Annotated in this window: 31 protein-coding genes; 12 read left to right on the top strand and 19 right to left on the bottom strand. The window is 66.7% G+C overall.

Annotation, left to right across the window (positions count from 1 at the left end; genetic code table 11):
• The 3 genes from AU193_RS20320 to AU193_RS20310 are packed head-to-tail and all read left to right on the top strand — an operon-like array spanning position 1 to position 1,909.
• Positions 1–273, top strand: a complete 273-nt coding sequence (locus tag AU193_RS20320; protein ID WP_064424181.1) for a HypC/HybG/HupF family hydrogenase formation chaperone — start codon at positions 1–3, stop codon at positions 271–273.
• 10 nt (positions 274–283) lie between these two features.
• Positions 284–1,411, top strand: coding sequence for a hydrogenase formation protein HypD (hypD, locus tag AU193_RS20315; protein WP_064424180.1), 1,128 nt, complete (start codon positions 284–286; stop codon positions 1,409–1,411).
• Between the two features lie 54 nt (positions 1,412–1,465).
• A complete protein-coding gene (locus AU193_RS20310) occupies positions 1,466–1,909 on the top strand; it encodes a hypothetical protein (protein WP_064424264.1) in 444 nt (147 codons plus the stop codon).
• A 238-nt stretch (positions 1,910–2,147) separates the two neighbouring features.
• On the opposite strand, the gene AU193_RS20305 is transcribed toward AU193_RS20310, so the two are convergent.
• Positions 2,148–2,408, bottom strand: a complete 261-nt coding sequence (locus tag AU193_RS20305; protein ID WP_156425309.1) for a hypothetical protein — start codon at positions 2,406–2,408, stop codon at positions 2,148–2,150.
• 183 nt (positions 2,409–2,591) lie between these two features.
• Between AU193_RS20305 and AU193_RS20300 the strand changes: the two genes are divergently transcribed.
• Positions 2,592–3,266: a helix-turn-helix domain-containing protein gene (locus AU193_RS20300; RefSeq protein WP_064424178.1), complete on the top strand. Its 675-nt coding sequence runs from the start codon at positions 2,592–2,594 to the stop codon at positions 3,264–3,266.
• A 4-nt stretch (positions 3,267–3,270) separates the two neighbouring features.
• On the opposite strand, the gene AU193_RS20295 is transcribed toward AU193_RS20300, so the two are convergent.
• Both AU193_RS20295 and AU193_RS20290 read right to left on the bottom strand, forming a co-directional pair.
• Positions 3,271–3,465 carry a DUF3046 domain-containing protein gene (locus tag AU193_RS20295; RefSeq protein ID WP_064424177.1) on the bottom strand — a complete coding sequence of 65 codons (195 nt, stop codon included), beginning with the start codon at positions 3,463–3,465 and terminating at the stop codon, positions 3,271–3,273.
• Between the two features lie 9 nt (positions 3,466–3,474).
• Positions 3,475–4,647: a nucleotide disphospho-sugar-binding domain-containing protein gene (locus tag AU193_RS20290; RefSeq protein ID WP_064424176.1), complete on the bottom strand. Its 1,173-nt coding sequence runs from the start codon at positions 4,645–4,647 to the stop codon at positions 3,475–3,477.
• 41 nt (positions 4,648–4,688) lie between these two features.
• Between AU193_RS20290 and AU193_RS20285 the strand changes: the two genes are divergently transcribed.
• The gene (locus tag AU193_RS20285; protein ID WP_064424175.1) at positions 4,689–5,129 is read left to right on the top strand and encodes a limonene-1,2-epoxide hydrolase family protein; all 441 of its coding nucleotides are present in this window, start codon (positions 4,689–4,691) and stop codon (positions 5,127–5,129) included.
• Here the strand turns inward: AU193_RS20285 and AU193_RS20280 are convergent, their stop codons facing one another.
• The 4 genes from AU193_RS20280 to pgsA all read right to left on the bottom strand — a co-directional run bounded on the left by AU193_RS20280 (position 5,130) and on the right by pgsA (position 7,985).
• A complete protein-coding gene (locus tag AU193_RS20280; protein WP_064424174.1) occupies positions 5,130–5,960 on the bottom strand; it encodes a hypothetical protein in 831 nt (276 codons plus the stop codon). It abuts the gene before it with no gap.
• A 15-nt stretch (positions 5,961–5,975) separates the two neighbouring features.
• Positions 5,976–6,791, bottom strand: a complete 816-nt coding sequence (pspA, locus tag AU193_RS20275) for a phage shock protein PspA (protein WP_064424173.1) — start codon at positions 6,789–6,791, stop codon at positions 5,976–5,978.
• A 116-nt stretch (positions 6,792–6,907) separates the two neighbouring features.
• Positions 6,908–7,228 carry a transcriptional regulator ClgR gene (clgR, locus tag AU193_RS20270; protein WP_064424172.1) on the bottom strand — a complete coding sequence of 107 codons (321 nt, stop codon included), beginning with the start codon at positions 7,226–7,228 and terminating at the stop codon, positions 6,908–6,910.
• Positions 7,229–7,388: 160 nt separating this feature from the next.
• Positions 7,389–7,985: a CDP-diacylglycerol--glycerol-3-phosphate 3-phosphatidyltransferase gene (pgsA, locus tag AU193_RS20265; RefSeq protein WP_064424171.1), complete on the bottom strand. Its 597-nt coding sequence runs from the start codon at positions 7,983–7,985 to the stop codon at positions 7,389–7,391.
• Positions 7,986–8,026: 41 nt separating this feature from the next.
• On the opposite strand from pgsA, the gene AU193_RS20260 reads away from it, so the two are divergent.
• Entirely contained in the window at positions 8,027–8,536 is a 510-nt protein-coding gene (locus AU193_RS20260; protein WP_172798374.1) for an amino-acid N-acetyltransferase, read from the top strand.
• Between the two features lie 4 nt (positions 8,537–8,540).
• Here the strand turns inward: AU193_RS20260 and AU193_RS20255 are convergent, their stop codons facing one another.
• Positions 8,541–10,850, bottom strand: a complete 2,310-nt coding sequence (locus AU193_RS20255) for a DNA translocase FtsK (protein WP_253867978.1) — start codon at positions 10,848–10,850, stop codon at positions 8,541–8,543.
• A gap of 399 nt (positions 10,851–11,249) precedes the next feature.
• Here AU193_RS20255 and AU193_RS20250 point away from each other — a divergent pair, with 399 nt between their 5' ends.
• Together AU193_RS20250 and AU193_RS20245 are read left to right on the top strand one after the other, a co-directional pair.
• Entirely contained in the window at positions 11,250–11,576 is a 327-nt protein-coding gene (locus AU193_RS20250; protein ID WP_064424262.1) for a putative quinol monooxygenase, read from the top strand.
• Positions 11,576–12,388, top strand: a complete 813-nt coding sequence (locus tag AU193_RS20245) for a mycofactocin-coupled SDR family oxidoreductase (protein ID WP_064424169.1) — start codon at positions 11,576–11,578, stop codon at positions 12,386–12,388. Before AU193_RS20250 ends, AU193_RS20245 begins: the two co-directional genes overlap by 1 nt.
• Positions 12,389–12,683: 295 nt before the next feature.
• Here the strand turns inward: AU193_RS20245 and AU193_RS20240 are convergent, their stop codons facing one another.
• The 3 genes from AU193_RS20240 to thyX are packed head-to-tail and all read right to left on the bottom strand — an operon-like array spanning position 12,684 to position 16,054.
• The gene (locus AU193_RS20240) at positions 12,684–14,363 is read right to left on the bottom strand and encodes a ribonuclease J (protein ID WP_064424168.1); all 1,680 of its coding nucleotides are present in this window, start codon (positions 14,361–14,363) and stop codon (positions 12,684–12,686) included.
• Positions 14,363–15,265, bottom strand: coding sequence for a 4-hydroxy-tetrahydrodipicolinate synthase (dapA, locus tag AU193_RS20235; protein ID WP_064424167.1), 903 nt, complete (start codon positions 15,263–15,265; stop codon positions 14,363–14,365). Before dapA ends, AU193_RS20240 begins: the two co-directional genes overlap by 1 nt.
• 24 nt (positions 15,266–15,289) lie before the next feature.
• On the bottom strand, positions 15,290–16,054 hold the full coding sequence (gene thyX / locus AU193_RS20230) for an FAD-dependent thymidylate synthase (RefSeq protein WP_064424166.1): 765 nt from the start codon (positions 16,052–16,054) through the stop codon (positions 15,290–15,292).
• A 229-nt stretch (positions 16,055–16,283) separates the two neighbouring features.
• On the opposite strand from thyX, the gene AU193_RS20225 reads away from it, so the two are divergent.
• Positions 16,284–16,583 carry a DUF4193 domain-containing protein gene (locus AU193_RS20225; RefSeq protein WP_064424165.1) on the top strand — a complete coding sequence of 100 codons (300 nt, stop codon included), beginning with the start codon at positions 16,284–16,286 and terminating at the stop codon, positions 16,581–16,583.
• A gap of 29 nt (positions 16,584–16,612) precedes the next feature.
• Here the strand turns inward: AU193_RS20225 and AU193_RS20220 are convergent, their stop codons facing one another.
• From AU193_RS20220 to AU193_RS20210, 3 genes are read right to left on the bottom strand one after another with little or no spacing between them, the layout of a single operon-like run.
• Positions 16,613–17,827: a winged helix-turn-helix domain-containing protein gene (locus tag AU193_RS20220; protein ID WP_064424164.1), complete on the bottom strand. Its 1,215-nt coding sequence runs from the start codon at positions 17,825–17,827 to the stop codon at positions 16,613–16,615.
• Positions 17,828–17,866: 39 nt separating this feature from the next.
• Positions 17,867–18,355 carry a dihydrofolate reductase gene (locus AU193_RS20215; RefSeq protein WP_064424163.1) on the bottom strand — a complete coding sequence of 163 codons (489 nt, stop codon included), beginning with the start codon at positions 18,353–18,355 and terminating at the stop codon, positions 17,867–17,869.
• Positions 18,345–19,103, bottom strand: a complete 759-nt coding sequence (locus AU193_RS20210; RefSeq protein WP_064424261.1) for a thymidylate synthase — start codon at positions 19,101–19,103, stop codon at positions 18,345–18,347. The genes AU193_RS20215 and AU193_RS20210 overlap by 11 nt, the downstream gene beginning before the upstream one ends.
• A gap of 96 nt (positions 19,104–19,199) precedes the next feature.
• On the opposite strand from AU193_RS20210, the gene AU193_RS20205 reads away from it, so the two are divergent.
• Together AU193_RS20205 and AU193_RS20200 are read left to right on the top strand one after the other, a co-directional pair.
• A complete protein-coding gene (locus AU193_RS20205) occupies positions 19,200–19,940 on the top strand; it encodes a dienelactone hydrolase family protein (protein WP_064424162.1) in 741 nt (246 codons plus the stop codon).
• Positions 19,941–19,997: 57 nt separating this feature from the next.
• A complete protein-coding gene (locus AU193_RS20200) occupies positions 19,998–20,921 on the top strand; it encodes a CoA ester lyase (protein ID WP_064424161.1) in 924 nt (307 codons plus the stop codon).
• Here AU193_RS20200 and AU193_RS20195 read toward each other — a convergent pair.
• The 4 genes from AU193_RS20195 to dapB are packed head-to-tail and all read right to left on the bottom strand — an operon-like array spanning position 20,915 to position 23,033.
• A complete protein-coding gene (locus tag AU193_RS20195) occupies positions 20,915–21,373 on the bottom strand; it encodes a hypothetical protein (protein ID WP_064424160.1) in 459 nt (152 codons plus the stop codon). The genes AU193_RS20200 and AU193_RS20195 overlap by 7 nt on opposite strands.
• A gap of 3 nt (positions 21,374–21,376) precedes the next feature.
• Positions 21,377–21,781, bottom strand: a complete 405-nt coding sequence (locus tag AU193_RS20190) for a flavodoxin family protein (protein WP_156425314.1) — start codon at positions 21,779–21,781, stop codon at positions 21,377–21,379.
• A 50-nt stretch (positions 21,782–21,831) separates the two neighbouring features.
• Positions 21,832–22,299: a tetratricopeptide repeat protein gene (locus AU193_RS20185; RefSeq protein WP_064424158.1), complete on the bottom strand. Its 468-nt coding sequence runs from the start codon at positions 22,297–22,299 to the stop codon at positions 21,832–21,834.
• A complete protein-coding gene (gene dapB / locus AU193_RS20180) occupies positions 22,299–23,033 on the bottom strand; it encodes a 4-hydroxy-tetrahydrodipicolinate reductase (RefSeq protein ID WP_064424157.1) in 735 nt (244 codons plus the stop codon). Before dapB ends, AU193_RS20185 begins: the two co-directional genes overlap by 1 nt.
• Before the next feature lie 128 nt (positions 23,034–23,161).
• Here dapB and AU193_RS20175 point away from each other — a divergent pair, with 128 nt between their 5' ends.
• Entirely contained in the window at positions 23,162–23,644 is a 483-nt protein-coding gene (locus tag AU193_RS20175; RefSeq protein WP_064424260.1) for a general stress protein, read from the top strand.
• Positions 23,645–23,664: 20 nt separating this feature from the next.
• Here the strand turns inward: AU193_RS20175 and AU193_RS23270 are convergent, their stop codons facing one another.
• Complete coding sequence (locus AU193_RS23270; protein WP_156425307.1) at positions 23,665–23,802, bottom strand: hypothetical protein; 138 nt, start codon at positions 23,800–23,802, stop codon at positions 23,665–23,667.
• Positions 23,803–23,880: the final 78 nt, after the last annotated feature.

The raw sequence follows: 23,880 nt of genomic DNA, 5'->3' as shown, positions 1-23,880 counted from the left end.
ATGTGCCTCGGCATCCCCGGTCAGGTGGTCGACATCGTCGACGCCGAACAGTCGCTGGCCACGGTCGACGTCAACGGCGTCCGCCGGACCATCAGCGTGCGCCTGCTGACCGACGACAACCTGCAGGTCGGCGACTGGGTCCTGGTGCACGTCGGGTTCGCGATGGCCAAGATCGACGAACGCGAGGCCACTCTCACCCTCGACCAGGTACAGAAGATGGGCGCCGACTACGCCGCCGAGATCGAAGCGTTCCACTCGTCCGAAATCGCTTGAGAGGCAAGTCATGAGATTCGTCGACGAATTCCGCGACCCGGCCGCCGCACGCGCGCTGGTCAAATCGATCACCGACCTCGCCGGTGACGACGAGTTCAAGTTCATGGAGGTGTGCGGCGGCCACACCCACACCATCTACCGCCACGGCATCGAGCACCTACTGCCGGAGACGGTCGAGTTGGTGCACGGGCCCGGATGCCCAGTGTGCGTCATCCCGATGGGGCGCGTCGATGACGCGATGTGGCTGGCCGAGCAGCCGGACGTCATCTTCACGACGTTCGGCGACATGATGCGAGTTCCGGGATCGCGGGGCAATCTGATCGAGGCGAAGGCCCGTGGCGCCGACGTACGATTCGTCTACTCGCCGCTGGATGCGCTCAAGATCGCGCTCGACAACCCCGACAGGCGTGTCGTGTTCTTCGCGGTCGGCTTCGAGACCACAGCGCCGTCCACCGCTGTGACGCTCGTGCGCGCGAAAGCGTTGGGCGTGAGTAACTTCAGCGTGTTCTGTAACCACGTCACGATCGTTCCGCCGATCAAGGCGATTCTGGAGTCTCCGGACCTGAGGCTGTCCGGGTTCCTCGGACCCGGACACGTCTCGACGGTGGTCGGGTTGCGCCCATACCGGTTCGTCCCCGACGTGTACGGAAAGCCCATGGTGGTAGCGGGATTCGAACCACTCGACATTCTCGCATCGGTGCACATGCTACTGCAGCAGATCCGCGACGGCCGCTGCCAGGTGGAGAACCAGTACACGCGGGTGGTCCGTCCCGAGGGCAACACCCAGGCGCTGAAGCTGATGGCCCAGACGTTCGAGTTGCGACCGCATTTCGAATGGCGTGGGCTGGGTTTCATCTCACAGAGCGCGCTGCGGATTCATCCCGACTACGCCGACTTCGACGCCGAGCGCACCTTCGCGATGCCCGGTGTGCGAGTGGCAGACCCGAAAGCGTGTCAGTGCGGCGAGGTGCTCAAAGGCGTCATCAAACCCTGGGAGTGCAAGGTTTTCGGAACCGCGTGCACACCGGAGACACCGATCGGGACGTGCATGGTGTCCCCCGAGGGCGCCTGTGCGGCGTACTACAACTTCGGCCGGTTACACCGTGAAACGGCGTTGGTCCTGGGCCAGCGCGCATAGCGGCCGTCTAGTCGTCGCCGCAGATCCCGCGGCGACAAGTGAGGAGTGATTGTCATGACAGAGCCGGAGCAACGAGGAAAGCGCGGAACCGGATCCGATCAACCCTCGGGCGGGCCGGCGGACCGTCCGTCGGACACTTATCGCGGTGACGAGTCCGTTCCCGCCCACGAGGACGGTGGAAAGCCGGACTTCCAAACGGGATTCACCAACGAACCCCCCAAGGACGTGGAACCCGAGATCCCACCGTACGAGGGGCGGCAGACGTCGGCCAAGCCGGAAGGCTCCGGCGACGAAGGCGGCGAACGCACCGCCGGTGCGGTGAAGCCGGCCACCGATGCCGCGAGCAAGGCGCCGCCGCCGAGCGAGACCGCGGGCGGTGCGACCGCCTCTCCCGCCGACGAACAGCCGGCGTCACAGATGCCGGAGTCCGACCGCGACGACGACCGGGTGGGCCCGTCGCACACCACGGGCGCCGGTCGCGCCGAGGACAAACGCTGACGGATTCATCGCGGGCCGTGACGAGCAGGTGCTCCCAGTGCATCACCGGCGCCTCGGCCAGGATCCGCTCACCCAGTTCGGCCAAGGCGGCATCGAGCGCGGCGACGCGGTCGGAATCGTCGCCGATGTTGCGGTAAGCCGCAATCGTCGGTGCGTAGTTGGTCTCAAGGTACTCGAGAAATGTCGCCCCACTGTCAAACCGGTTGACACTCAGCGTCTTCCACGCCACACCCTTGACTCACGACCTGCAACCTGCCGCCTCATAACGCCGGTTGATCCTCTCCGCCACGTCGAAGTACCAATTTCTGCTCTCGTAGTCGCCATCATCATGCGCGGCATGCGCCAGGTAGATCGCATCGTTCAGCTGGCGCTCCATACCGGCGCAGGCCTTGGGCTTGGCGTTGGCCGTGCCGGCGGCCACGCCGGTTCCTATGCCCGCCAACGCCCCGATAAGTGCGGCTCCCGCGACGAACCTTGTCGCGATCGGACGGATGTTCATGGTCACTTCCCTTCTGGTCGGTTCGCGACCGCAAGACACGGTCACTGGCTACGGCACCAACAATGCGTGCAGCCCAGGTCGACCCTCTAGTCGCAGATCTGTACCGCTGGCGGTTCTGGATTTGTACTGGTCACACCGGCTGGTCAGCGGTGTAATTGAGCCTGCGGCGGGAAGGAGCCAGTCATGTCCACGTACCACCAGTTCTGCCCAGTGGCCAAGGCCATGGAGTTGCTCGACGAGCGGTGGACGATGTTGGTGGTGCGCGAACTCCTATTGGGCAGCCGGCACTTCAACGATCTCCGCCGCGGCGTGCCGAAGATGTCGCCTGCGCTCTTGTCGAAGCGGCTGCAGACGCTGACGCGGGCCGGGGTCGTCGAACGCAGGGAAGTCGGCGGTCGGACTTCCTACTCCCTGACCGAGTCGGGCCGCGAACTCGCCGAGGTGGTGAATGCGCTCGGCGCGTGGGGGATTCGTTGGATCGGCGAGCTGGGCGACAGTGACCTCGACCCACATCTGTTGTTGTGGGACATGCGCCGCACGGTGCCTGTCGACGAGTGGCCCCGGACGCGAACAGTCGTGAACTTCCGGTTGTCGGGTGCACCGCCGAAGTCGTCGTCGTGGTGGATTGTGGTGGCCGACGGCCGAGCCGACGTCTGCGACTTCGACCCGGGATTCGACCCCACCGCGACCGTGGTGACCAGCCTGCGCACCCTCACCCAGATCTGGCGCGGCGACATCACCTGGGCGCAGGCTCTGCGCGACGGCGCCGTGACGATCGAGGCTCCCAGCGACGTGCGGCGGGCCGTGCCGAAATGGATCGGTCAGTCCACCTTGGCGGCCGTACCGCGGCCGGCCTGACGGATCACCACTGGTCACGCGGGACGTCGAAATCTGAGCACAGCGCCCGCCAGACGTCTCGCGGGTCGACACCGTCCTCGATGGCCTGGGCCGCGGTGCGCCCGTCGAGACCCGTCAGCACGTGGTCCACTAGCAGCGAAGCCCCCCGCACCGGGCCGAACTGACCCTCGACGAGCTCCCGAAATTCCGTCAACCGCACGAGCCCAAACTACGCCGGGGCCCTCAGCACTTCATGGCACACCCGTACCGGATCCTCGACATCGGCTACCGTCGCCCCAGCCCGCCGCGCCGCGTCCCGGTACCCGGGCCCATCGAGCACCTCCCGCACCGCTCGCGCCAGCGCGTCCGGGGTCAGTGGGCGCACGAGCTGCGCGCTTCCCTGTCGCACAACACGATTGGCGATCTCCCACTGGTCACCCCCGCCGGGGACCACCACCATCGGAATCCCGGCCAGCAGCGTCTTGGCCACCATGCCGTGGCCGCCGCCGCAGATCACCAGGTCGGCATGCGACAACAGTTCGTCCTGTCTGCCCAGACCGACCACCGCCCACGGCGGCACCGCGACCTCCGTTCCACCCAGACGCGACACGACGACGCGCGATCCCGTTGGCAACACCTCGCCAGGAATCAAGGTCTCCAAGGCGACCTCGGCCAGGCCACCGGCGCCGGTGGTGGCGGTCGATGGTGCGACGACCACGACGGGGCCGTCGCCCGGCGGGATGTCGAGCGTCGCCGATGTCGGCTCGAAGTGCAGCGGACCCACCACCACGGCTTCGGCCGGCCAGTCCGGTCGTGGGACTTCCAGCGCGGGCAGGGTGGCGATCAGCCGTCGGCGCGGGCCGGGATCGGCTGCGGGCAACCCGATCTGCACCCGCGCCGCCGCGCGCTGGCGAATCCCCTCCCGCCATGACCGCGCCGAGAGCGCACGCAGAACCGCGTCCCGTAGCCGACCGCGAACGCCGACACCCGGCGCCAACCCGCTGCCGATCGGTGGCAGCCCCTTCGACGGCCGGTACAGCGGGTGCGGGTTCAACTCGACCCACGGCAGCCCCAGCAACTCGGCGCAGAACCCGCCCGCCGTGGTAATGACATCGGAGACCACCAGGTCCGGTGCGAGCTTCCCGATCTGCGGCGCGTTGAGCACGGCCATCCGGGCGCCGCGCTGATGCACCTTCGCGCCGGCGTCGGCGTCGTCGTCGGTGTCCACCGGATCCAGACCGAGAAGTTCGGCAGCGGCCACTCCGGCGTCGCGGGCCGTGTCCAGCCATTCCGTCCCGGTCAACAGCGTCGGCGAATCCCCGTTGGCCAGGAGACGAAGGCACAACGCGAGGGCCGGAAAGGCATGCCCCGGGTCCGGTCCGGCAATCACCGCGACGCGCATTGGGCTACCCTGCCACAGCGGCGCGGCACTAGGCTGTCCGCATGACCGACCAGGCTTCTCAACTCACGACCGACGTCGACAACATCCGGGCGGTGGAGACATTCCTGTACGCCTTGCAGGACGAGGATTTCGACACCGCCGACGGCCTGCTCGCCGACAACGCCGAATGGCACAACGTCGGCTATCCCACGATCCGCGGCCGCCAGCGCATCATCGGCCTGATGCGCCGCGGTCAGGGTCGGCTCGGCTTCGAGGTGAAGGTCCACCGCATCGCCGCCGACGGCAGCTCCGTGCTCACCGAACGCACCGACGCGCTGGTGTTCGGACCGGTGCGCCTGCAGTTCTGGGTGTGCGGAACGTTCGAAGTGCACGCCGGCCGAATCACGTTGTGGCGCGACTACTTCGACACCCTCGACTTCCTCAAGGCCACGGTGCGTGGACTGGTCGCGACCGTGTTCCCGTCGCTTCGCCCCACGATGTAGTCAGGCGCCGCGGACGTGGCCCAGCTCGTTGAACGCCTGGGCCCAGCCGACGAGGCGGTCGGTGGCGTTGGACAACTCGTCGCGGTAGCGCTGCTGCCACATCGGTGAGGTCGACGTCGGTCCGGTGTTGGCCGCCGACACCAATTGCGCCGCGGCGTTGACCATTTCGCTGTACTGGCGCGCCCCGTGATCGAGTTGCGCCGTGAACGCGGCAATGGTGGGCGCCAAATGCGCGCGCGACTGCGGCGTCGCGCGGATCGCGCGCTCCATCGACGTCACTTCGTTCGCGGTGGCGGCCATGGTCGCCGCGGTGTGGTTCGCCGCGGCGGTCAATTCACGGAGTTCATCGGGTGGCAGCATCCGTCCCCGCTCCATGACCCCGAGCAGCGAGAACAACCCACGCTCAGAGGCCGCCAGCGCGGCCATCGGTCGGCGCGCGGCCGACCCCCGCGGTGGCAGCCTGCGGGTGGCGCGGGACCGCGGAGGGGGCAGCGGCTCGCGTCGCAGCCAGCGGTACCGCAGGAACGTCAGCGTGGCCAGGAAGGCGGCGCCGACCGCGATGGGCGACGGAATCAGAATCGCCCATGCAGGGACATCCCACGCCGCCACCACGCCGGTGACACCAATCCAGAACACGCAGGCAATCGTGAAGAACAGCGTGAGTCGCAGTGCCCAGCGCCGCTTCCGGAGCAGCTTCGCGCGCGGGTCAGCGGCGGCGTTCAGCTTGTCGGCCAGTACATCGGACCACTCGGCGGCCGTGTCTATGCCGGTCTGGACACCGCGCTGCACCAGCGAGCGCCACGGCTCGGGTCGACTCCTCTGCGAACTCACTGGTGTCCTCACGAACTATTGAGACAACGGATTTTCCGGCGTCGCCTGCTGCGGGTTGGTCGCCGGGGCCGCGGGCTGCGACGCCGCGTTACCGCCTGCGGGTAGCTGTTCGCCGCGCATCGAGGCCCGGATCTGCTCCAGCCGGGAATGCCCGGCCATCTGGACGCTGGCCTGCTGGACCTCCAACATCCGGCCCTGCACCGAGTTCTGCGCCAGCTCGGCCTCGCCCATGGCGTTCGCGTACCGGCGCTCGATCTTCTGACGCACCTCGTCGAGGCTGGGCGTGGTACCCGGGGCGGCCAACTCGCTCATCGAGCGCAACGACGAGCTGACCTGTTCCTGCATCTTGGCCTGTTCGAGCTGGGACAGCAGCTTGGTGCGCTCGGCGATCTTCTGCTGCAGCATCATCGCGTTCTGCTCGACGGCCTTCTTGGCCTGGCCGGCCGCATTGAGGGCCTGGTCGTGCAGCGTCTTGAGATCCTCGACGCTCTGCTCGGCGGTCACCAGCTGCGCGGCGAACGCCTCGGCGGCGTTGTTGTACTCGGTGGCCTTGGCGGCATCGCCGTTGGCGACGGCCTGATCGGCCAGCGTGAGCGCCTGCCGCACGTTGACCTGCAGTTTCTCGATGTCGGCGAGCTGGCGGTTGAGGCGCATCTCCAGCTGACGCTGGTTGCCGATCACCTGGGCGGCCTGCTGGGTCAGGGCCTGATGCTGACGTTGGGCTTCCTCGATGGCCTGCTGGATCTGCACTTTCGGGTCGGCGTATTCGTCCACCTTGGAGCTGAACAGCGCCATGAGGTACTTCCACGCCTTGACGAACGGATTGGCCATGTCAGTTCACTCCGCCTTCGTGTCGTTGTGCCGTACTCGCCGGCCCGGCTTCCCGTGCTGCCCAATCTATCGGGTCAACGCGTATAGCCACAGTCAGTAATGGTCGGCTCAGCGGCTCAGGCAACCGCCATCGACACGACCTGAGGAATGACCACCTTGGTGGTGGCGTCGATATTGGCGGAACCGGCGAAGGCGGCACGCTCCTCACGCTCCATCTGCTGACCGGCGTCGAAGAGCACTCGCGAGAGCGGAACGTCCAGGGCACCGCAGATGGCGCTGAGCAATTCGCTCGACGCTTCCTTGCGGCCGCGTTCGACCTCGGAGAGGTAGCCCAAGCTGACCCGGGCGGTGTCGGACACCTCGCGCAGGGTGCGTCCCTGATCGACGCGGACACGACGCAGCACGTCGCCGATCACCTCGCGCAGCAATGCCGTCATCGGGCTCTCCCTTCGGGGTCAGTTCTGGGGGTTCACTAGGGCAACGCTGAGCGCGGCCCGGTTGGTTCCCGGATGGCGCAGATCACTGGCGGATCACTGGTCGGTGAGGACTGCGCGCAGGCGGACGACGGCGAGTGCCCGAGCGGTCGGCGCTGCCACGTCACTGACCAGCGGGGCGTCCACGGGAGTCCTTGATCGCCGTCACGACGTAATCGACCCCGGTGAGCACCGTCAGGATGACGGCCACCCACATCACCACCCACGCAGCGGCGAGCCATGGACCGGACAGCGGCAGCACGAACAGTCCGATCGCCACCCCTTGCACGAGGGTTTTGAGCTTGCCGCCGCGGCTGGCGGGTATCACACCGTGGCGCAACACGGCGAACCGCAGGGCGGTGATGCCGATCTCGCGGGTGAGGATCACCACCGTGATCCACCACGGTAGGTCGCCCAGCACCGAGAGCCCGATCAGCGCGGCGCCGATGAGGGCCTTGTCGGCGATGGGGTCGGCCAGCGTGCCGAACTCTGTCACCATGCCGTAGTTGCGGGCCAACGCCCCGTCGAACCGGTCGGTGATCACGGCGACGGTGAACACCACGAATGCGGCTATGCGCCAGAATGTTTCATGCCCGTCGCCGACGAAGAGCAATACGAGGAAGACCGGAACCAACGCCATCCGCACGCCGGTGAGCACATTCGCGATGTTCGCTATGCGGGCGCGCGGAACCAGTGGATCAGTATGGGGTTGGCCCGACACCGCAACAGAATATCGTTTGCTCGAACCGATACTCTCCACCTGTGAGCGCAGATTCCGGCGAGGTCGTCGTGCGGCGTGCACGAACCTCGGATGTCCCCGCCATCAAGGGCTTGGTCGACATCTACTCCGGCAAGATCCTGTTGGAGAAGAATCTGGTGACGCTCTATGAGGCTGTGCAGGAGTTCTGGGTCGCCGAACTGGACGGCGAAGTGATCGGCTGCGGGGCGCTACACGTGCTGTGGTCCGACCTCGGCGAGGTGCGCACCGTCGCGGTGCATCCGAAGGTCAGGAGCCAGGGCGTCGGGCATGCGATCGTCGACAAACTGCTCGACGTCGCCCGCGAGTTGCGCCTCGAGCGGATCTTCGTGCTCACCTTCGAAGTCGAGTTCTTCAGCAGGCACGGGTTTCGGGAGATCGACGGAACGCCCGTCACCGCCGAGGTCTACGAGGAGATGTGCCGCTCGTACGACACCGGCGTCGCCGAGTTCCTCGACCTGTCCTACGTCAAGCCGAACATCCTCGGCAACACCCGAATGCTGTTGACCCTCTAGCAAATCACCCGTCGTCGTCGTCGCTGCCGGTGTCCGATCCGCGGATCGACGCCAGCGTCGCCGCCAGTTCGTCGGGTTTGACGAGGACTTCGCGAGCCTTGGAACCCTCGCTCGGCCCGACGATGTTGCGGGTCTCCATCAGATCCATCAACCGGCCGGCCTTGGCGAACCCGACGCGCAGTTTGCGCTGCAACATCGACGTCGACCCGAACTGGCTCGACACCACCAGCTCGACCGCCTGCAGGAAGACGTCCATGTCGTCGCCGATGTCGGGGTCGACGTCGGTGCGCTCGCTGTGGGTCTTGGCGTTGGTGACGCCCTCGGTGTACTCGGGTTCGGCCTGAGACTTGGTCGCTTCCACGACGGCATGGATCTCGTCGTCGGTGATGAACGCTCCCTGCAGCCGAATCGGCTTGTTGGCACCCATCGGCAGGAACAGCCCGTCGCCCATGCCGATCAGCTTCTCGGCGCCCTGCTGGTCGAGGATGACGCGGCTGTCGGTCAATGACGACGTCGCGAACGCCAACCGTGACGGCACGTTGGTCTTGATGAGGCCGGTGACGACGTCCACCGACGGCCGCTGCGTGGCCAGCACCAGGTGAATGCCCGCCGCGCGGGCCTTCTGGGTGATGCGCACGATCGCGTCCTCGACATCGCGGGGGGCAGTCATCATGAGGTCGGCCAACTCGTCGACGATCGCGACGATGTACGGGTAGGGCTTGTACTCGCGCTGGCTGCCCAGCGGCGTGGTGATCTCGCCGGAGCGCACCTTCTTGTTGAAGTCGTCGATGTGACGCACCCGCGAGGCCTGCATGTCCTGGTAGCGCTGCTCCATCTCCTCGACCAGCCACGCCAGCGCGGCGGCGGCCTTCTTCGGCTGGGTGATGATCGGCGTGATGAGGTGCGGAATACCCTCGTAGGGCGTCAGTTCCACCATCTTCGGGTCGATCAGGATCATCCTGACCTCTTCCGGTGTGGCCCGCACCAAAAGGGACACCAGCATCGAGTTCACGAAGCTCGACTTACCCGAACCGGTCGAGCCGGCGACCAGCAGATGCGGCATCTTGGCAAGGTTCGCCGAAATGTACTCGCCTTCAATGTCTTTACCCAGACCGATGACCAGTGGGTGGTGGTCGCTCCGGGTATCCGGATCGGTCAGCACGTCAGCCAGACGCACCATTTCGCGGTCGACGTTGGGAACCTCGATGCCGACCGCGGACTTGCCGGGAATCGGCGCCAGCATCCGCACGCTCTCGGTTGCGACTGCATAGGCGATATTGCGTTGCAGCGCAGTGATCTTCTCCACTTTGACGCCCGGCCCGAGCTCGACCTGGTAACGCGTGACGGTCGGACCCCGGGTGCAGCCGGTGACCGATGCGTCGACCTTGAACTGGTCGAGCACCTCGGTGATCGCCTCGATCATCCGATCGTTGCCCGCGCTGCGGCGTTTCGGAGGATCACCGGCGATCAGAAGATCCAGTGACGGCAGCGCGTACGGTCCGTCGACGACTCGGTCCAACGACAACGTCGACTGTTTCGGCTTCTTCTTGCGGGTCTTCGCGGTCGGTTCGGGGACGGTCGGCGCTTCGTCGGATAGCGGATAGTTCTCCATGGGCGAGCCGATGGGCCACGCCTGAGCCGGATCGCTCGACGGGTCGTCGTAGTAGCCGTCGGAGAAGTCGTCGGAGTCGGAGAGGACGGCGGTGTCCTCGCCGTCGTAATCGCCGTCGTAATCGTCGTCGTTGTAATCGTCGCCGTCGTAATCGTCGTAACCACGCGCGGAGAACATGGACCGTACCGTCGCGGGCACTTCGCGAATCGTCGTGCCGGTCACCAGCAATACACCGAACAACACACCGATGAACAACAGCGGCGCGGCGATCCACGCTGTCAGCCCGTCGGAGAGGGGACCGCCTATTGCGAACCCGAAGAAGCCCGACGCTTGTCGACGCGCCGCCGGATCCTGCGGCGAACCGGCCCACAGATGCCACAACCCGAGGGCGGGCAGCGCGATCATCGCCGAACCCAGGATCAGCCTCGGCCTGGCGTCCGGGTCCGGTTCGGTGCGCATGAGCGTCACACCGATGGCGGCCAATGCCAGCGGGACAAGCACTACGGCGGCACCGATCAACGTCCCTAGAAACGTGTCGAGCCAGTCGCCAACCGGACCGGCGGCGCTGAACCATGAACTGGCCGCGACGATCACGGCCAAGCCGAGAAGTGCCAACGCGATGCCGTCACGCCGATGGCCGGGTTCCAGATCGCGGGCGCGACCGACCGAACGTGCGGTGGTGCCGGCACCTTTGGCCAACATCAACCAACCCGCCCGCACACCGCGCCCCACCGAGGCGCCGGCCGACGAGATGGGTGACGACGTCCGGCGCGCTGCCGGCTTACGTCGCGGCGCCGCCCGGCGACCCGATCGCGCAGCCGGCTTTGACCTGGCCGAACGACTTCCAGAGCGCGCTGCGGTCTTACTAGGCATGCATGTAAGCCTAGTCGCTCTAGCCCCACAATCACTATCTGCCACACGGGTTACAGATCCGTATCGATTGATGCCCTTTTGCGACTTACCGCGCGGAAACGACCGAATCGCCACGTGGGCGGGCTTGCCGACCACCACGTCATCAGCAAAGCGCTGCCCGCGGTGCGGGTGTCGGTGAGTAGGCTGTGCACTCGTCCAGCAGCACTCACCGAGGAGTCAGTCCGCCCGATGCCCAGCCAGAACAAAGTTGTCGTTGTCGCCACCATGACCGCCAAACCCGAATCCGTCGACACCGTGCGGGAGGCCTGCAAGAAAGCGATCGAGGCGGTCCACCAGGAGCCCGGCTGCGAGCTCTATGCGCTGCACGAAGCGAACGGCACCTTCGTGTTCGTCGAGCAATGGGCCGACGAGGACGCGTTGAAGACACACAGCACCGCTCCGGCCATCGGGGAGCTGTTCGGCACGGTCGGCGAGCACCTCGACGGCGCGCCCGACATCAAGATGCTGCAGCCGGTCGTCGCCGGCGACCCCAGCAAGGGCGCGCTGCGGTCCTGATGCCCGGGCTTGCAGGCAAAGTCGCGTTCATCACCGGCGCGGCACGGGGCCAGGGCCGCGCGGAGGCGGTGAAGCTGGGCTCCGACGGCGCGGACATCATCGCCGTGGATCTCTGTGACCAGATCGCGTCCGTGCCCTATCCGTTGGCGACGGCCGATGATCTGGCCGAAACGGTGAAGCTCGTCAAGGACACCGGCGCGCGAATAGTGGCGCGCCAGGCCGATGTCCGCGATCAGGATGCGTTGGCCACAGCGCTGCATGCCGGGGTCGACGAGTTCGGCCGCCTGGACATCGTCGTCGCCAACGCAGGTATCGCGCCGATGCAGTCGGGCGCCGACGGGTGGCGCGATGTGATCGACGTGAACCTCACCGGCGTGCACCACACGGTCGAGGTGTCCAAGGAAGCGTTGATCGCCCATGGCGAGGGCGGCTCGATCGTGCTCACCAGTTCCGTGGTCGGCTTGGTCGGGATGGGCAGCGACGACCCCGGCGCGATCGGCTACGTCGCCGCCAAGCACGGCATCGTCGGGTTGATGCGGCTCTACGCCAATCTGCTTGCACCACATAACATCCGTGTGAACTCGGTGCATCCCGCCGGCGTGGACACCCCGATGATCAACAATGAAGCGACGCGGCAGTGGCTGGGCAGCATCGCGGAGAAGACCCCGCAGGACATGGGCAATGCGTTGCCGGTGCAGGTGTTGCAGCCCGAGGACATCGCGAATGCGGTGGCGTGGTTGGTTTCCGATGCGGCGCGCTATGTCACCGGTGTCGCGCTCCCCGTCGACGCCGGGTCGGTCAACAAGCGCTGACGATCTCGCGAAGGCGGCGAGATGTCCCGGTCTCGATGCGGGGAGACGTAATGGACCTCGATGCATTGGGGGCCTGGTGGATCAGCAGTCACAGCCGCCTCTTCTTCCTCTCGGTGAGTGCATGCTCTTACTGTCCAGCTACGAGCGAAATATTCGTTAGTAGCGAATAATTCGCTCAGAGGCGGGCAGCCGGCAACTGGGTCCCACGGAGGCTGGTGGGCCGGCGTGACAACCGCTGGTGAGGCCGGTGTGACAACGGCGACCGCACCGCTATGTCACCCGGCTAGACCTCGACCTAGATCTCGATGACCGTCGGCACGATCATCGGCTGGCGGCGGTAGGTCTCCCCCACCCACTTGCCGACGGCGCGGCGGGACGCCTGCGCGATGCGGTTGAGGTCGGTGACCCGTTCGGCCACAAGCGATTCGAGCGCCTCTTCGACCTTGCGGGTGGCCGGTTCGAGAGCCTTGGGATCCTCGGAGAAGCCGCGTGAGTGCAGATGCGGTGCGGCCGCGGGCTTTCCGGTGCCGCGCTGTACGACGACGGTGATGCCGATGAACCCCGACGAGAGCGTGAGCCGTTCGCCGACCACGGCGTCACCGACATCGCCGGTGACCAACCCGTCGACGAACATCTTCCCGGTGGGCACCGCTCCGGCGATCGACGCCCGGCCTGCCACCAGGTCGACGCTGACGCCGTTCTCGGCCAGCACGATGTTGTCCTCGGGGACCCCTGTGCGGGCGGCCAGACCTGCGTTGGCGCGCAACATCCGCCAGGTGCCGTGCACGGGCATCACGTTGCGAGGGCGCACGCCGTTGTAGAGGAACAGCAGTTCACCGGCGTAAGCGTGCCCGGTGACATGAACGCGGACTTGCGCATTCGTGACGACCCGAGCACCGATCTTCGCCAGCGCGTCCAGCACTCCGAAAATCGCTTCCTCGTTGCCCGGTATCTGCGATGACGACATGATGATGAGGTCGCCCGCGGTCAGCGTGATGCTGCGGTGCTCACCGCGCGACATCCGCGACAGCGCCGCCATCGGCTCGCCCTGCGTACCGGTGGTGACGAGCACGACGCGCTCGGGGGCCATCATCTCCGCGGCGCCGATGTCGATGATGTCGTCATCGTTTTCCAGCGTGAGGTATCCGAGCTCCTTGGCGATGCCCATGTTGCGGACCATCGACCGTCCGACGAACGCGACCTTGCGGCCCAGCGCCACCGACGCGTCGATGATCTGTTGCACCCGACCGACATTGGAGGCGAAACACGCCACGATGACGCGGCCCTGGGCGCTGCGGATCAGCCGGTGCATGTTCGGCCCGATCTCGCTCTCCGACGGTCCGACGCCCGGAATCTCGGCGTTGGTCGAGTCACACAGGAACAGGTCGACGCCGGCATCGCCGAGTCGTGACATTCCGGGCAGGTCGGTGGGCTTGCCGTCGGGCGGTGACTGGTCGAGCTTGATGTCCCCGGTGTGCAGTACCGTGCCGGCGCCGGTGTGGATCGCGATGGCCAGGCAGCCGGGGATCGAGTGGTTGACCGCGAAGTATTCGCATTCGAACACGCCATGTCTGGAACTCTGGCCCTCGTCCACTTCGATGAAAACCGGCTTGATCCGGTGCTCGCGGCACTTCTCGGCCACGAGCGCCAGAGTGAACTGCGAGCCGACCACCGGGATGTCGCGACGCAGCTTGAGCAGAAACGGGATCGCGCCGATGTGGTCTTCGTGCGCGTGGGTGAGCACCAGCGCCTCGACCTCGTCGAGCCGGTTCTCGATCAGGCGCAGGTCGGGCAGGATCAGGTCGACGCCGGGCTCGTCGTGGGTGGGAAACAAGACTCCACAGTCGACGATCAGCAGTCGGCCCAGATGCTCGAAAACGGTCATGTTCCGGCCGATTTCACTGATCCCGCCCAGCGCAGTGACCCGTAGTCCGCCCGGGGCCAACGGCCCCGGTGGGTCGAGTTCTTCGTTCACTACCGCAGCACCGCGGCCGCTCGCATATCGGCGGCCAGCGCGTCGAGTTGTGCAGGTGTGGCGGGCACTTGCGGCAGCCTCGGGTCGCCGGCCTCGAAGCCCTGCAGCCGCAAACCGGCCTTCGACAGCGTCACCCCGCCGAGTTGGGCCTGCGCGTCGACGAGTGGGCCCAGTGTGGCGTTGATCTTGCGGGCCGTCGCGATGTCGCCGGATTGAAAGGCCGACAACATTTCTCGCAGCTGGCTGGCCGCCAGGTGACCCCACACGCTGACGAATCCGGCGGCGCCCATGGCCAACCAGGGCAGGTTGAGTGCGTCGTCTCCGGAGTAGTACGCCAGTCCGGTCTCGGCGATGATCTGTCCGCCGCCGTGCAGATCGCCTTTGGCATCCTTGACGGCCACGATGTTGGGATGCTCGGCAAGCTTGTGCAGTGTTTCCCATTGGATCGACACCACCGACCGCGGCGGGATGTCGTAGAGGACGACCGGCAGCGGCGTCGCGTCGGCCACGGCGGTGAAGTGGGCCAGCAGCCCGGCCTGCGGTGGGCGCGAGTAGTACGGCGTCACCACCAACAGCCCGTGTGCGCCCTCGGCCGCGCACGCCTTGGCCAGTTGCACGCTGTGCGCGGTGTCGTAGGTGCCCGCACCGGCGATGATGCGGGCCCGGTCGCCGACGGCGTCGAGCACCGCCCGCAGCAGCGCGATCTTCTCGGCATCGGTGGTCGTCGGCGACTCGCCGGTGGTGCCGGACAGCACGAGTCCGTCACAGCCGGAATCGATGAGCCGGGTCGCCAGCCTGGCCGCGGCATCGGTGTCGAGCGAGCCGTCGGGCTTGAACGGAGTCACCATCGCGGTCAGCACGGTGCCCAACCGGGCCGTCGCGTCGATTCCGCTGGTGCTCACGGGGCTCAGATTACTCGCTGATGGTCACGCTTCCGTGGCCAGAGGGGAAGTGGCGACCTCCGTGCCGTCGGACAGCATGGAGATCTCGAAGTCACTGAACACCTGCGGTGCGACGTCGACCAGTTGGCGCAGGCACTCGATGGCCAGCCGACGAATCTCCACGTCGGCGTGCTCGCTGGCCCGCATCGCGATGAAATGTCGCCAGGCCCGGTAGTTGCCGGTCACGACGATGCGGGTCTCAGTGGCGTTGGGCAGCACCGCACGCGCGGCCTGTCGCGCCTGCTTGCGTCGCAGAACACCGAGTTTCTCCCCGGGCTCGTCGCCCCGGAATCTGGCTTCGAGGCGCTCGAGCAGCTCGGTGTAGGCGGCGCGGCTCGCATCGGTGGCCGCGGTGAACAACTCGACCAGCTCCACGTCGTCCTCGATGCCCGGCGGAACCACGACCTGCGCGTCGTGCTCGGGGACGTAGCGCTGCGAGAGCTGCGAGTACGAGAAGTGACGGTGGCGGATCAACTCGTGGGTGCACGACCGGGAGACGCCGGTGATGTAGAAGGAGACCGACGCGTGCTCGAGCACCGAGAAGTGGCCGACGTCGATGATGTGGCGAAGGTAACCGGCGTTGGTGGCCGTACGGGGATTCGGTTTGGACCAGCTCTGATAGCACGCGCGGCCGGCGAACTCGACGAGCGCGGGTCCGCCGTCGGCGTCGGTTTCCCAGGGCACATCCGGCGGCGCGGTGAACTCCGTTTTGGCGATCAGTTGGACGCGCAGCGGCGAGGTCTCGGCCACGGCTCACCCTAACGCGGACCGTCGATAATGCAGGCCGGCGCGTGGCAGGGCGTCGAGCCGAACGCCGGGTGTGCGGTTTCATCCGCGACTCGCCGGTGGCTGCGGATCAGATCGCACATTCGGCGACGAACCAAGCGAAGAATCGAGGTTTCGACCGCGCGCGAGCCGGGAACAAACCCGTTCTCAATCGGTGTTACCCAAACGCCGATCTAGAGAGGGAGTGTGACTGATGGCCACCGATTACGACGCACCCCGTGTGAAGGACACCGACGAAGCGGTCGACGAGTCACTCGAGGCGATCGCCGCCAGGCGCGGCCAGGCTGACGTCGCAGTTCTCGACGTCGATGACGGCGATGGGGTCGACCCGATCGACCTACCCGACGTGGACCTGTCCGGCGAGGAGCTCACTGTGCGGGTGCTGCCGAAGCAGGCCGACGAGTTCACCTGCTCGAGCTGCTTCCTGGTGCAGCACCACAGCCGGCTGGCACTGCAGTCCGGGGACCGTACGATCTGCGCCGACTGCGTCTAAGCGGCTTTCCGGCCGAGTGTCGGGCTGCGTCAACCCGACGTTCGGCGCAAGAGACGCGCCAGATCACCGTTGTCGCCGACGGTGACATCGGCTAAGCCGAGCCACGACGCCATCGTCCTCAACTCACCCGCCACTGCGTCCGCAACCCGCGACCGCTCCGCGCCCTCCTCCACGAACGCGCCGACAACATGCAGCGCGTCGCTGGCCCGATCGGCCTTCAAGTCGACCCGACCGACCAGTTCACCGTCGAGCAGAAACGGCCACACGTAGTACCCGTACTGCCGCTTTTCCGCCGGTGTGTAGATCTCGATGCGGTACTTGAAGCCACCGAACAGGCGCTCGACCCGCGGGCGGAAGAAGATCATCGGGTCGAACGGGCACAGCAGTGCCGTTCCGCGGTCGCGCCGCGGAATGATCTGTCCCGCCCGCAGATACGCGGGCGCCTTCCACCCGTCGACCTCAACCGGTTCCAGTTCGCCGTCGGCGACCAACTTCGCGATCGCGGGTTTCGCCTGCGCCGGCGACAACCGAAAGTAGTCCCGGATGTCCTGCTCGGTGCCGACACCCAGCGCGCCCGAAGACCTCAGCACGAGTTCCCTGACGGCGTCCGCCTCGTCGACCTCACGCGCAAGCACCTCCGGCGGCAGCACCCGCTCGGACAGGTCATAGTGCCGCGCGAACGCGACCCGTGTCGCCGTCGCCAACACTCCCGACGACCACAGCGCCTCGGTCACCCACTTCGTGACGCTGCGGTCCCACCACGGGCCTTTGCGACCCCGCTGCTCCGCGCCCAGATGCGCTTCTATCTGCCCCGCGGTCGACGGGCCAAGCTCGGTCACGGCGCGCACAACCTCGTCGGCCAGCTTGGCGTTCTTCTTGACGATCTCCTCGCCCCACCGGCCGTGCGTGTACTCGCGCATCCGCCAGCGCAGCAGCGGCCAGTCGTCGACCGCCATCAGCGCCGCCTCGTGCGCCCAATATTCGACCAGCATCCGCGGGGATCGCGCCGAATGGCTCCACGCCGCCCTGTCGAGTAGATCGCGGTCGTACGGCCCGAGCCGGCTGAACACGGGCGCGTAGTGGGCGCGCACCGACACCGACACCGAATCCAATTGCAACACCTGGATACGCGAGATCAGCCTGCGCAGGTGCGCCCGGGTGACAGGCGCCCGCGGACGCGGTTCGGCGAGACCCTGCGCGGCGACGGCGACACGCCGCGCCTGGTCGGCCGTGAGTCTGGGCACCCCGCCATCGTGCCCGACACCACCGACACCGCGTGCTGCTCAGCGCCGCCGGTAGCTGTAGAACCGATAGCGCAAACCCGAGGTGCTGGTCAGCCAATCCCCCGCCGCACCGATCCAGGACTCGTCGAGCACCGGGGCCATCACATCGGCATCCTGGCGCGGCAGGTCGATCTCGACCTCGGTCACCTCGCAGCGCGTGGCGAGCGGCAGGGCCGCCGTGTAGATCTGCGCTCCGCCGATCACCCAAACCGGATGATCGGTCAACGCGTCGTCCAGCGATGCCACCACCTCGGCCCCCTCGGCGGCATAGTCGCGCCGGTGCGTGAGCACCACGTTGCGGCGCCCGGGCAGCGGACGAACCTTGGCGGGCAGCGACTCCCACGTCAACCTGCCCATGACGACGGTGTGGCCCATCGTCAGTTCCTTGAACCGAGCCTGATCCTCGGGCAGCCGCCACGGGATCCCGCCGTCGCGGCCGATGACACCAGAACTCGACTGGGCCCAGATCAGCCCGACGTCAGACCGCAACCGGGGCCTTGATCGCCGGATGCGGATCGTAGTTGAGGATGGCGACGTCTTCGTAGGTGTAGTCGAAGATCGAATCTCGCGGCGCGAGAACGAGTTCCGGATACGGGCGCGGGTCGCGGCTGAGCTGCAACTGCACCTGCTCGACGTGGTTGTCGTAGATGTGGCAGTCCCCGCCCGTCCAGATGAACTCGCCGACCTCCAGCCCGGCCTGCGCCGCCATCATGTGGGTGAGCAGCGCGTAGCTGGCGATGTTGAACGGCACCCCGAGGAAAAGATCAGCGCTGCGCTGATACAGCTGGCACGAGAGTTTGCCCTCAGCGACGTAGAACTGGAAGAAGGCGTGGCACGGCGGCAGCGCCATCTGCGGAATCTCGCCGACGTTCCACGCCGAGACGATGTTGCGGCGCGAGTCGGGGTCTGACTTCAGCAGCTCCAGCGCGGCGCTGATCTGGTCGATGTGCTCGCCCGACGGCGTCGGCCAGGATCGCCACTGCACACCGTAGACCGGTCCGAGATCCCCTGTCGGAGAAGCCCATTCATCCCAAATGGTGACGCCGCGATCCTGCAGCCAGCGCACGTTCGAGTCACCGCGCAGGAACCACAACAGCTCGTAGACGATCGACTTGGTGTGCACCTTCTTGGTGGTGATGAGCGGAAAACCGGCCGCGAGGTCATAGCGCATCTGGTGACCGAACAAGCTGCGGGTGCCGGTGCCGGTGCGGTCGGATTTCGGGGTGCCGCGCTCCATCACCAACCGCAGGAGGTCCTCATACGGCGCGCTCAAGGATCCAGCGATCGGCACGCCGGTCAGCTTACTGGCAGACCCGGCGAGTAGAACGGAGCCATGCCGAGTATCTCCGCGACCGTCGCCACTCCCGACGGCACCTGCCCCGTCACCCTGCACACCCCGCACGGCCCCGGGCCGTGGACCGGCGTCGTCATGTATGTCGACGCCGGTGGAGTCCGCGACACCTTCCAGGAAATGGCCGCGCGGCTGGCCGGCTTCGGCCATGCCGTGCTGCTCCCCGACGTGTACTACCGCCACGGCGACTGGGAACCGTTCGACATGCGGACCGCCTTCACCGAGCCGAAGCAGCGCAAACGCCTGTTCGGGATGATCTCCTCGATCACCCCCGACATGATGGCCTCCGACGCCGCGGCATTCTTCGACTTCCTGCAGTCACGCCCCGAGGTCAAGGGCGACACGTTCGGCGTCTGCGGCTACTGCATGGGCGGGCGCACCTCGGTCATCGTCGCCGGCCGCGTACCGGACCGGGTCGCCGCGGCGGGCTCGTTCCACGCCAGCGGGCTGGTCACCGACGAATCCACCAGCCCGCACCTGCTCGCCGACCGTATGAAGGCCACGGTCTACGTCGCCGGCGCCGAGAAGGACCAAGGCTTCACCACCGCGCACGCCGAGACCCTCGACAAGGCGCTGACCGCGGCGAACGTTGCCCACACCGTGGAGTTCTATCCCGCCGGCCATGGCTTCGCGGTGCCCGACAACGCCCCGTACGACGAAGAGGCCGCCGAGCGGCATTGGATCGCGCTGCAGGAGCTGTTCGAATCGGCCTTGCCGAACTGAGGAGCATTTGACCGGGTCCGAGCACACCGAGCCCGATCGATACGCGACGATGATCCGATGGACGATCAGGATCATCGCGTTCACGCGGACCACGAGGATGTCGGCTCGCGCATCGACCCGGTGCTGGCCCGCAGCTGGCTCCTGGTGAACGGCGCACACTACGACAGGTTCGCGCCTGCCGTGCGGTCCCGAGCCGACATCGTCGTCCTGGACATCGAGGACGCGGTCGCCCCCAAGGACAAAACCGTCGCCCGCGACAACGTGGTCCGCTGGCTGAACGAGGGAAACACCGACTGGGTCCGCGTCAACGGGTTCGGCACACCGTGGTGGGCCGACGACCTCGACGCGCTGGCGAAGACGTCGGTCGGAGGGGTGATGCTGGCGATGGTCGAATCCGTCGACCACGTCACCGAGACCGCCAATCGGCTGCCGGGGGTGCCGATCGTCGCGCTGGTCGAAACGGCGCGGGGACTCGAGCGCATCACCGCGATCGCGGCGGCCAAGGGCACGTTCCGGCTGGCCTTCGGCATCGGTGACTTCCGGCGCGACACCGGCTTCGGCGAGAATCCGACCACCCTCGCCTACGCGCGATCGCGGTTCACGATCGCGGCGAAGGCCGCCCACCTCCCGAGCGCGATCGACGGCCCCACGGTCGGTTCGAGTGCGCTCAAGCTCAGCGAGGCCACGGCGGTGTCCGTCGAATTCGGCATGACGGGCAAGATCTGCCTGACACCCGAGCAGTGCAGCACCGTCAACGAGGGACTCTCCCCGTCGCCCGACGAAATCGCTTGGGCCAAAGAGTTTTTCGCCGAGTTCGAACGCGATGGAGGTGAGATCCGCAACGGGTCCGACCTACCGCGTATCGCGAGGGCGAACAAGATCCTGGACTTGGCCCGTGCGTACGGCATCGAGGTGTCGGAGTTCGACGACGTCGACGATCCGGCGCACATCCCGGCTCCGTCGGACACCTACCACTACTGAGTTCTGCGACGCCTGCGCACCAGCATCTGCAGCGACCGCAGCAGTCCGCGTGCGGCGTAGATCCCCGCGACGACGGTCGCGAGGATCATCACGATGAACATCAGCAACCAGTTCGTCCGGTCGTGGTCGACGTTCCACCAGACGATGGTGAACAAAATCGCGCAGAGAAACACCACGACGTCGCGCCAGTTGCCGCGATAGGACATTGCCGCCAGCCGCAGGTCGCGGCTGCGCTCAGCGGCGCTGATCATGTCTTCGATGCGATGGTCGATGCTGGCTTTCAGTCGCGCCTTGAGTTCGGGTTGGTCGTCGGGTATGCGCTCGAGCAGGTCCATGTCCTTGGCGATCATTCCGCGAAAGTCAGGTCCGCGGAGGTTGCCCGCGGCGATCCCGAGCAGTGCCCCGCCGGCGAGGGGCGCGGCGCCCAGAGCGAGTTCGGCGAATCCGGGCATGACCTACTCCTCCATCAGCTGAGCAGCGACTGTTGCGCCGAGGTTCCAGCAGGCTTCGACGTCGGCCTTGGTCGGCTTACCCATCACGACAACCGTCTCCGCAGCCTGCACCCAGCCGAGACCCGTGGTGATGGCCGCGAGACCGCGCTCGGCTCCCTCGGTGCCCTCGTTCCCGTGAATGTACGCACCGAACGGTCGCCCCTGGGTTGTGTCGAGCAGTTGGTAATACGACTGGTCGAAGGCGTGCTTGAGGGCGCCGCTGAGATACCCGAGGTTGGCCGGTGTGCCCAGCAGATAACCGTCAGCCTCCAACATCTCGACCGGAGACACCGTGAGCGCTGGCCGGCGCAGCACGTCCACGCCCTCGATCTCCGGATCGGTGGCACCCGCCACGGCAGCCTCGAACATCTCCTGGCAGTGCGGTGAGGGCGTGTGGTGAATGATCAACAGTGTCTTGGTCACGGCTCGCGTTCTTCCATCTCCACGGCCTTCCTCATCGCTTCCCGGGCCCGGCTGCGGTCGCCGGCGTAGTCATAGGCACGCGCCAGTCGATACCACCGCCGCCAGTTCCGGGGGTCGTTTTCCAACTCCTCGCGCACGGTGGCGAACAACGCGTCGGCGGCGTCGCGCGGGATTCGACCGGACGGCATCCGGGGCAGCCCGCTGACGTCGAGTTCCATCCCCTGGTCGCGGGCGAGCCGCGCGAGCCGCTGATGGGCCAGGCCGGCGCGCAGCGTGCTGAGCATGGCCCACAGCCCGATCATCGGAAGCACCATCAGCGCGAGCCCCAACCCGACGGCGGCGGGCTCGCCGGTCGTGACGAATGCCATCGCCAGGCGGCCGAGCAACACGAAGTACACGACCAGCGCGACACACATGAAGCCGATCAGCAGTTGGATGCGCAGAACGCGGCCGCCGTCCGCCATCAGAGGTCGAGGAGCGGCTCGATACCCACGGTGAGCCCCGGCCGTTCGGCCACCCGCCGCACCGCGAGCAGGACCCCGGGGACGAAGGATTTCCGGTCCAGGCTGTCGTGCCGGATCGTCAGGGTCTCCCCCTGCGTGCCGAAGAGCACCTCCTGATGAGCGACGAGCCCCGCCAGGCGCACCGAATGAACCGGAACACCTTCGACGTCAGCGCCCCGAGCACCGTCCAAGCCGGTGCTGGTGGCATCGGGGTTGGGCGGCATGCCTTTTCGTGCCTCGGCGATGAGTCGCGCCGTGCGCGCCGCCGTCCCGGACGGGGCGTCGGCCTTGTGCGGATGATGCAGTTCGATCACCTCGACCGACTCGAAGTGCCGGGCGGCCTGCTGCGCGAAGTGCATCGACAACACCGCTCCGATCGCGAAGTTGGGGGCGATCAGGACCGCGGCATCCGGCTTGGCGCCCAACCATTCCCGGACCGTGGTCAACCTCTCGTCGGTGAACCCAGTGGTGCCGACGACGGCGTGTATCCCGTTGTCGATGAGGAACTGGAGATTGTCCATCACGACGTCCGGATGGGTGAAGTCGATGACGACCTCGGTCTGACTGTCGGTCAGCCGGCTCAACGGATCGCCGGCGTCGACTCCCGCGGTGAAGGTGAGGTCTTCGGCGGCTTGAACAGCCTCGACCATCGTCGCGCCGACCTTGCCCTTCGCCCCCAGTACTCCGACTCGCATGGCGTCACCTTATCCACATCCGGCCGACCCTGATTCACCTCGACCGGATGGCACATTCCGCGAAGATGGCCCGCGAAAGCGGGTAACTACTCATCAGAACACCGGAAATACGACGGATGGAGTGCAGGGTGACGGATCCAAGTGTTCAGCGCGAGCAACAGGTGAGCGGACAACGCCCTGATCGCCAAGTCATCGCAACCTTCGACAACTACGCCGACGCGCAACGCCTGGTCGACCGGATGTCCGACGGGGGCTTCCCCGTCGAGCACGTGCGCATCATCGGCGACGACTTGCGCACGGTCGAACGCATCACGGGTCGCATGACCAAGGGACGGGCAGCCTTCGCCGGCGCGGCCAGCGGCGCCTGGTTCGGGTTGTTCATCGGCCTGCTTCTGGCGATCTTCACCCTGGGGCCCGTGTGGATCGTGACGTTGCTGGTCGCGCTGGTGATCGGCGCGTTCTGGGGCGCGGTATTCGGGTTCGTCGCGCATGTGGCGACCGGAGGTGAACGGGACTTCTCCAGCGTCGAATCACTCGAAGCCCGGCGATACGAGGTGTGCGTACCGCCTCAGTACGCCGCCGAGGCAGCGCGTTACACCCAAACCCTCTGAGCGGTAAGAGAAACCAAGCGCTACAGCAGCGTCGCGCCGCGCATGTGTTCGGAGATCAGCGACGTCTGCGTACCGGCGACATCGAGGTCGGCACCCTTGAACGTGCCGGTGCAAAAACATAGGGATTCACCCGATTCCTCCGTCGCCCCCCATGCCATACCGTTGAGACCAGCGGCTGGCGCTCGGTGCAGGGGGGCGAAGAGCGTGGGGGGACAGCCGCTGACAAGCCAGCTGGT

Source organism: Mycobacterium sp. GA-1285 (genome assembly GCF_001499905.1).
Lineage (GTDB): Bacteria > Actinomycetota > Actinomycetes > Mycobacteriales > Mycobacteriaceae > Mycobacterium.
Note: the sequence above shows the minus strand (reverse complement) of the source record. Positions and strands in the feature narration are given on the sequence as shown.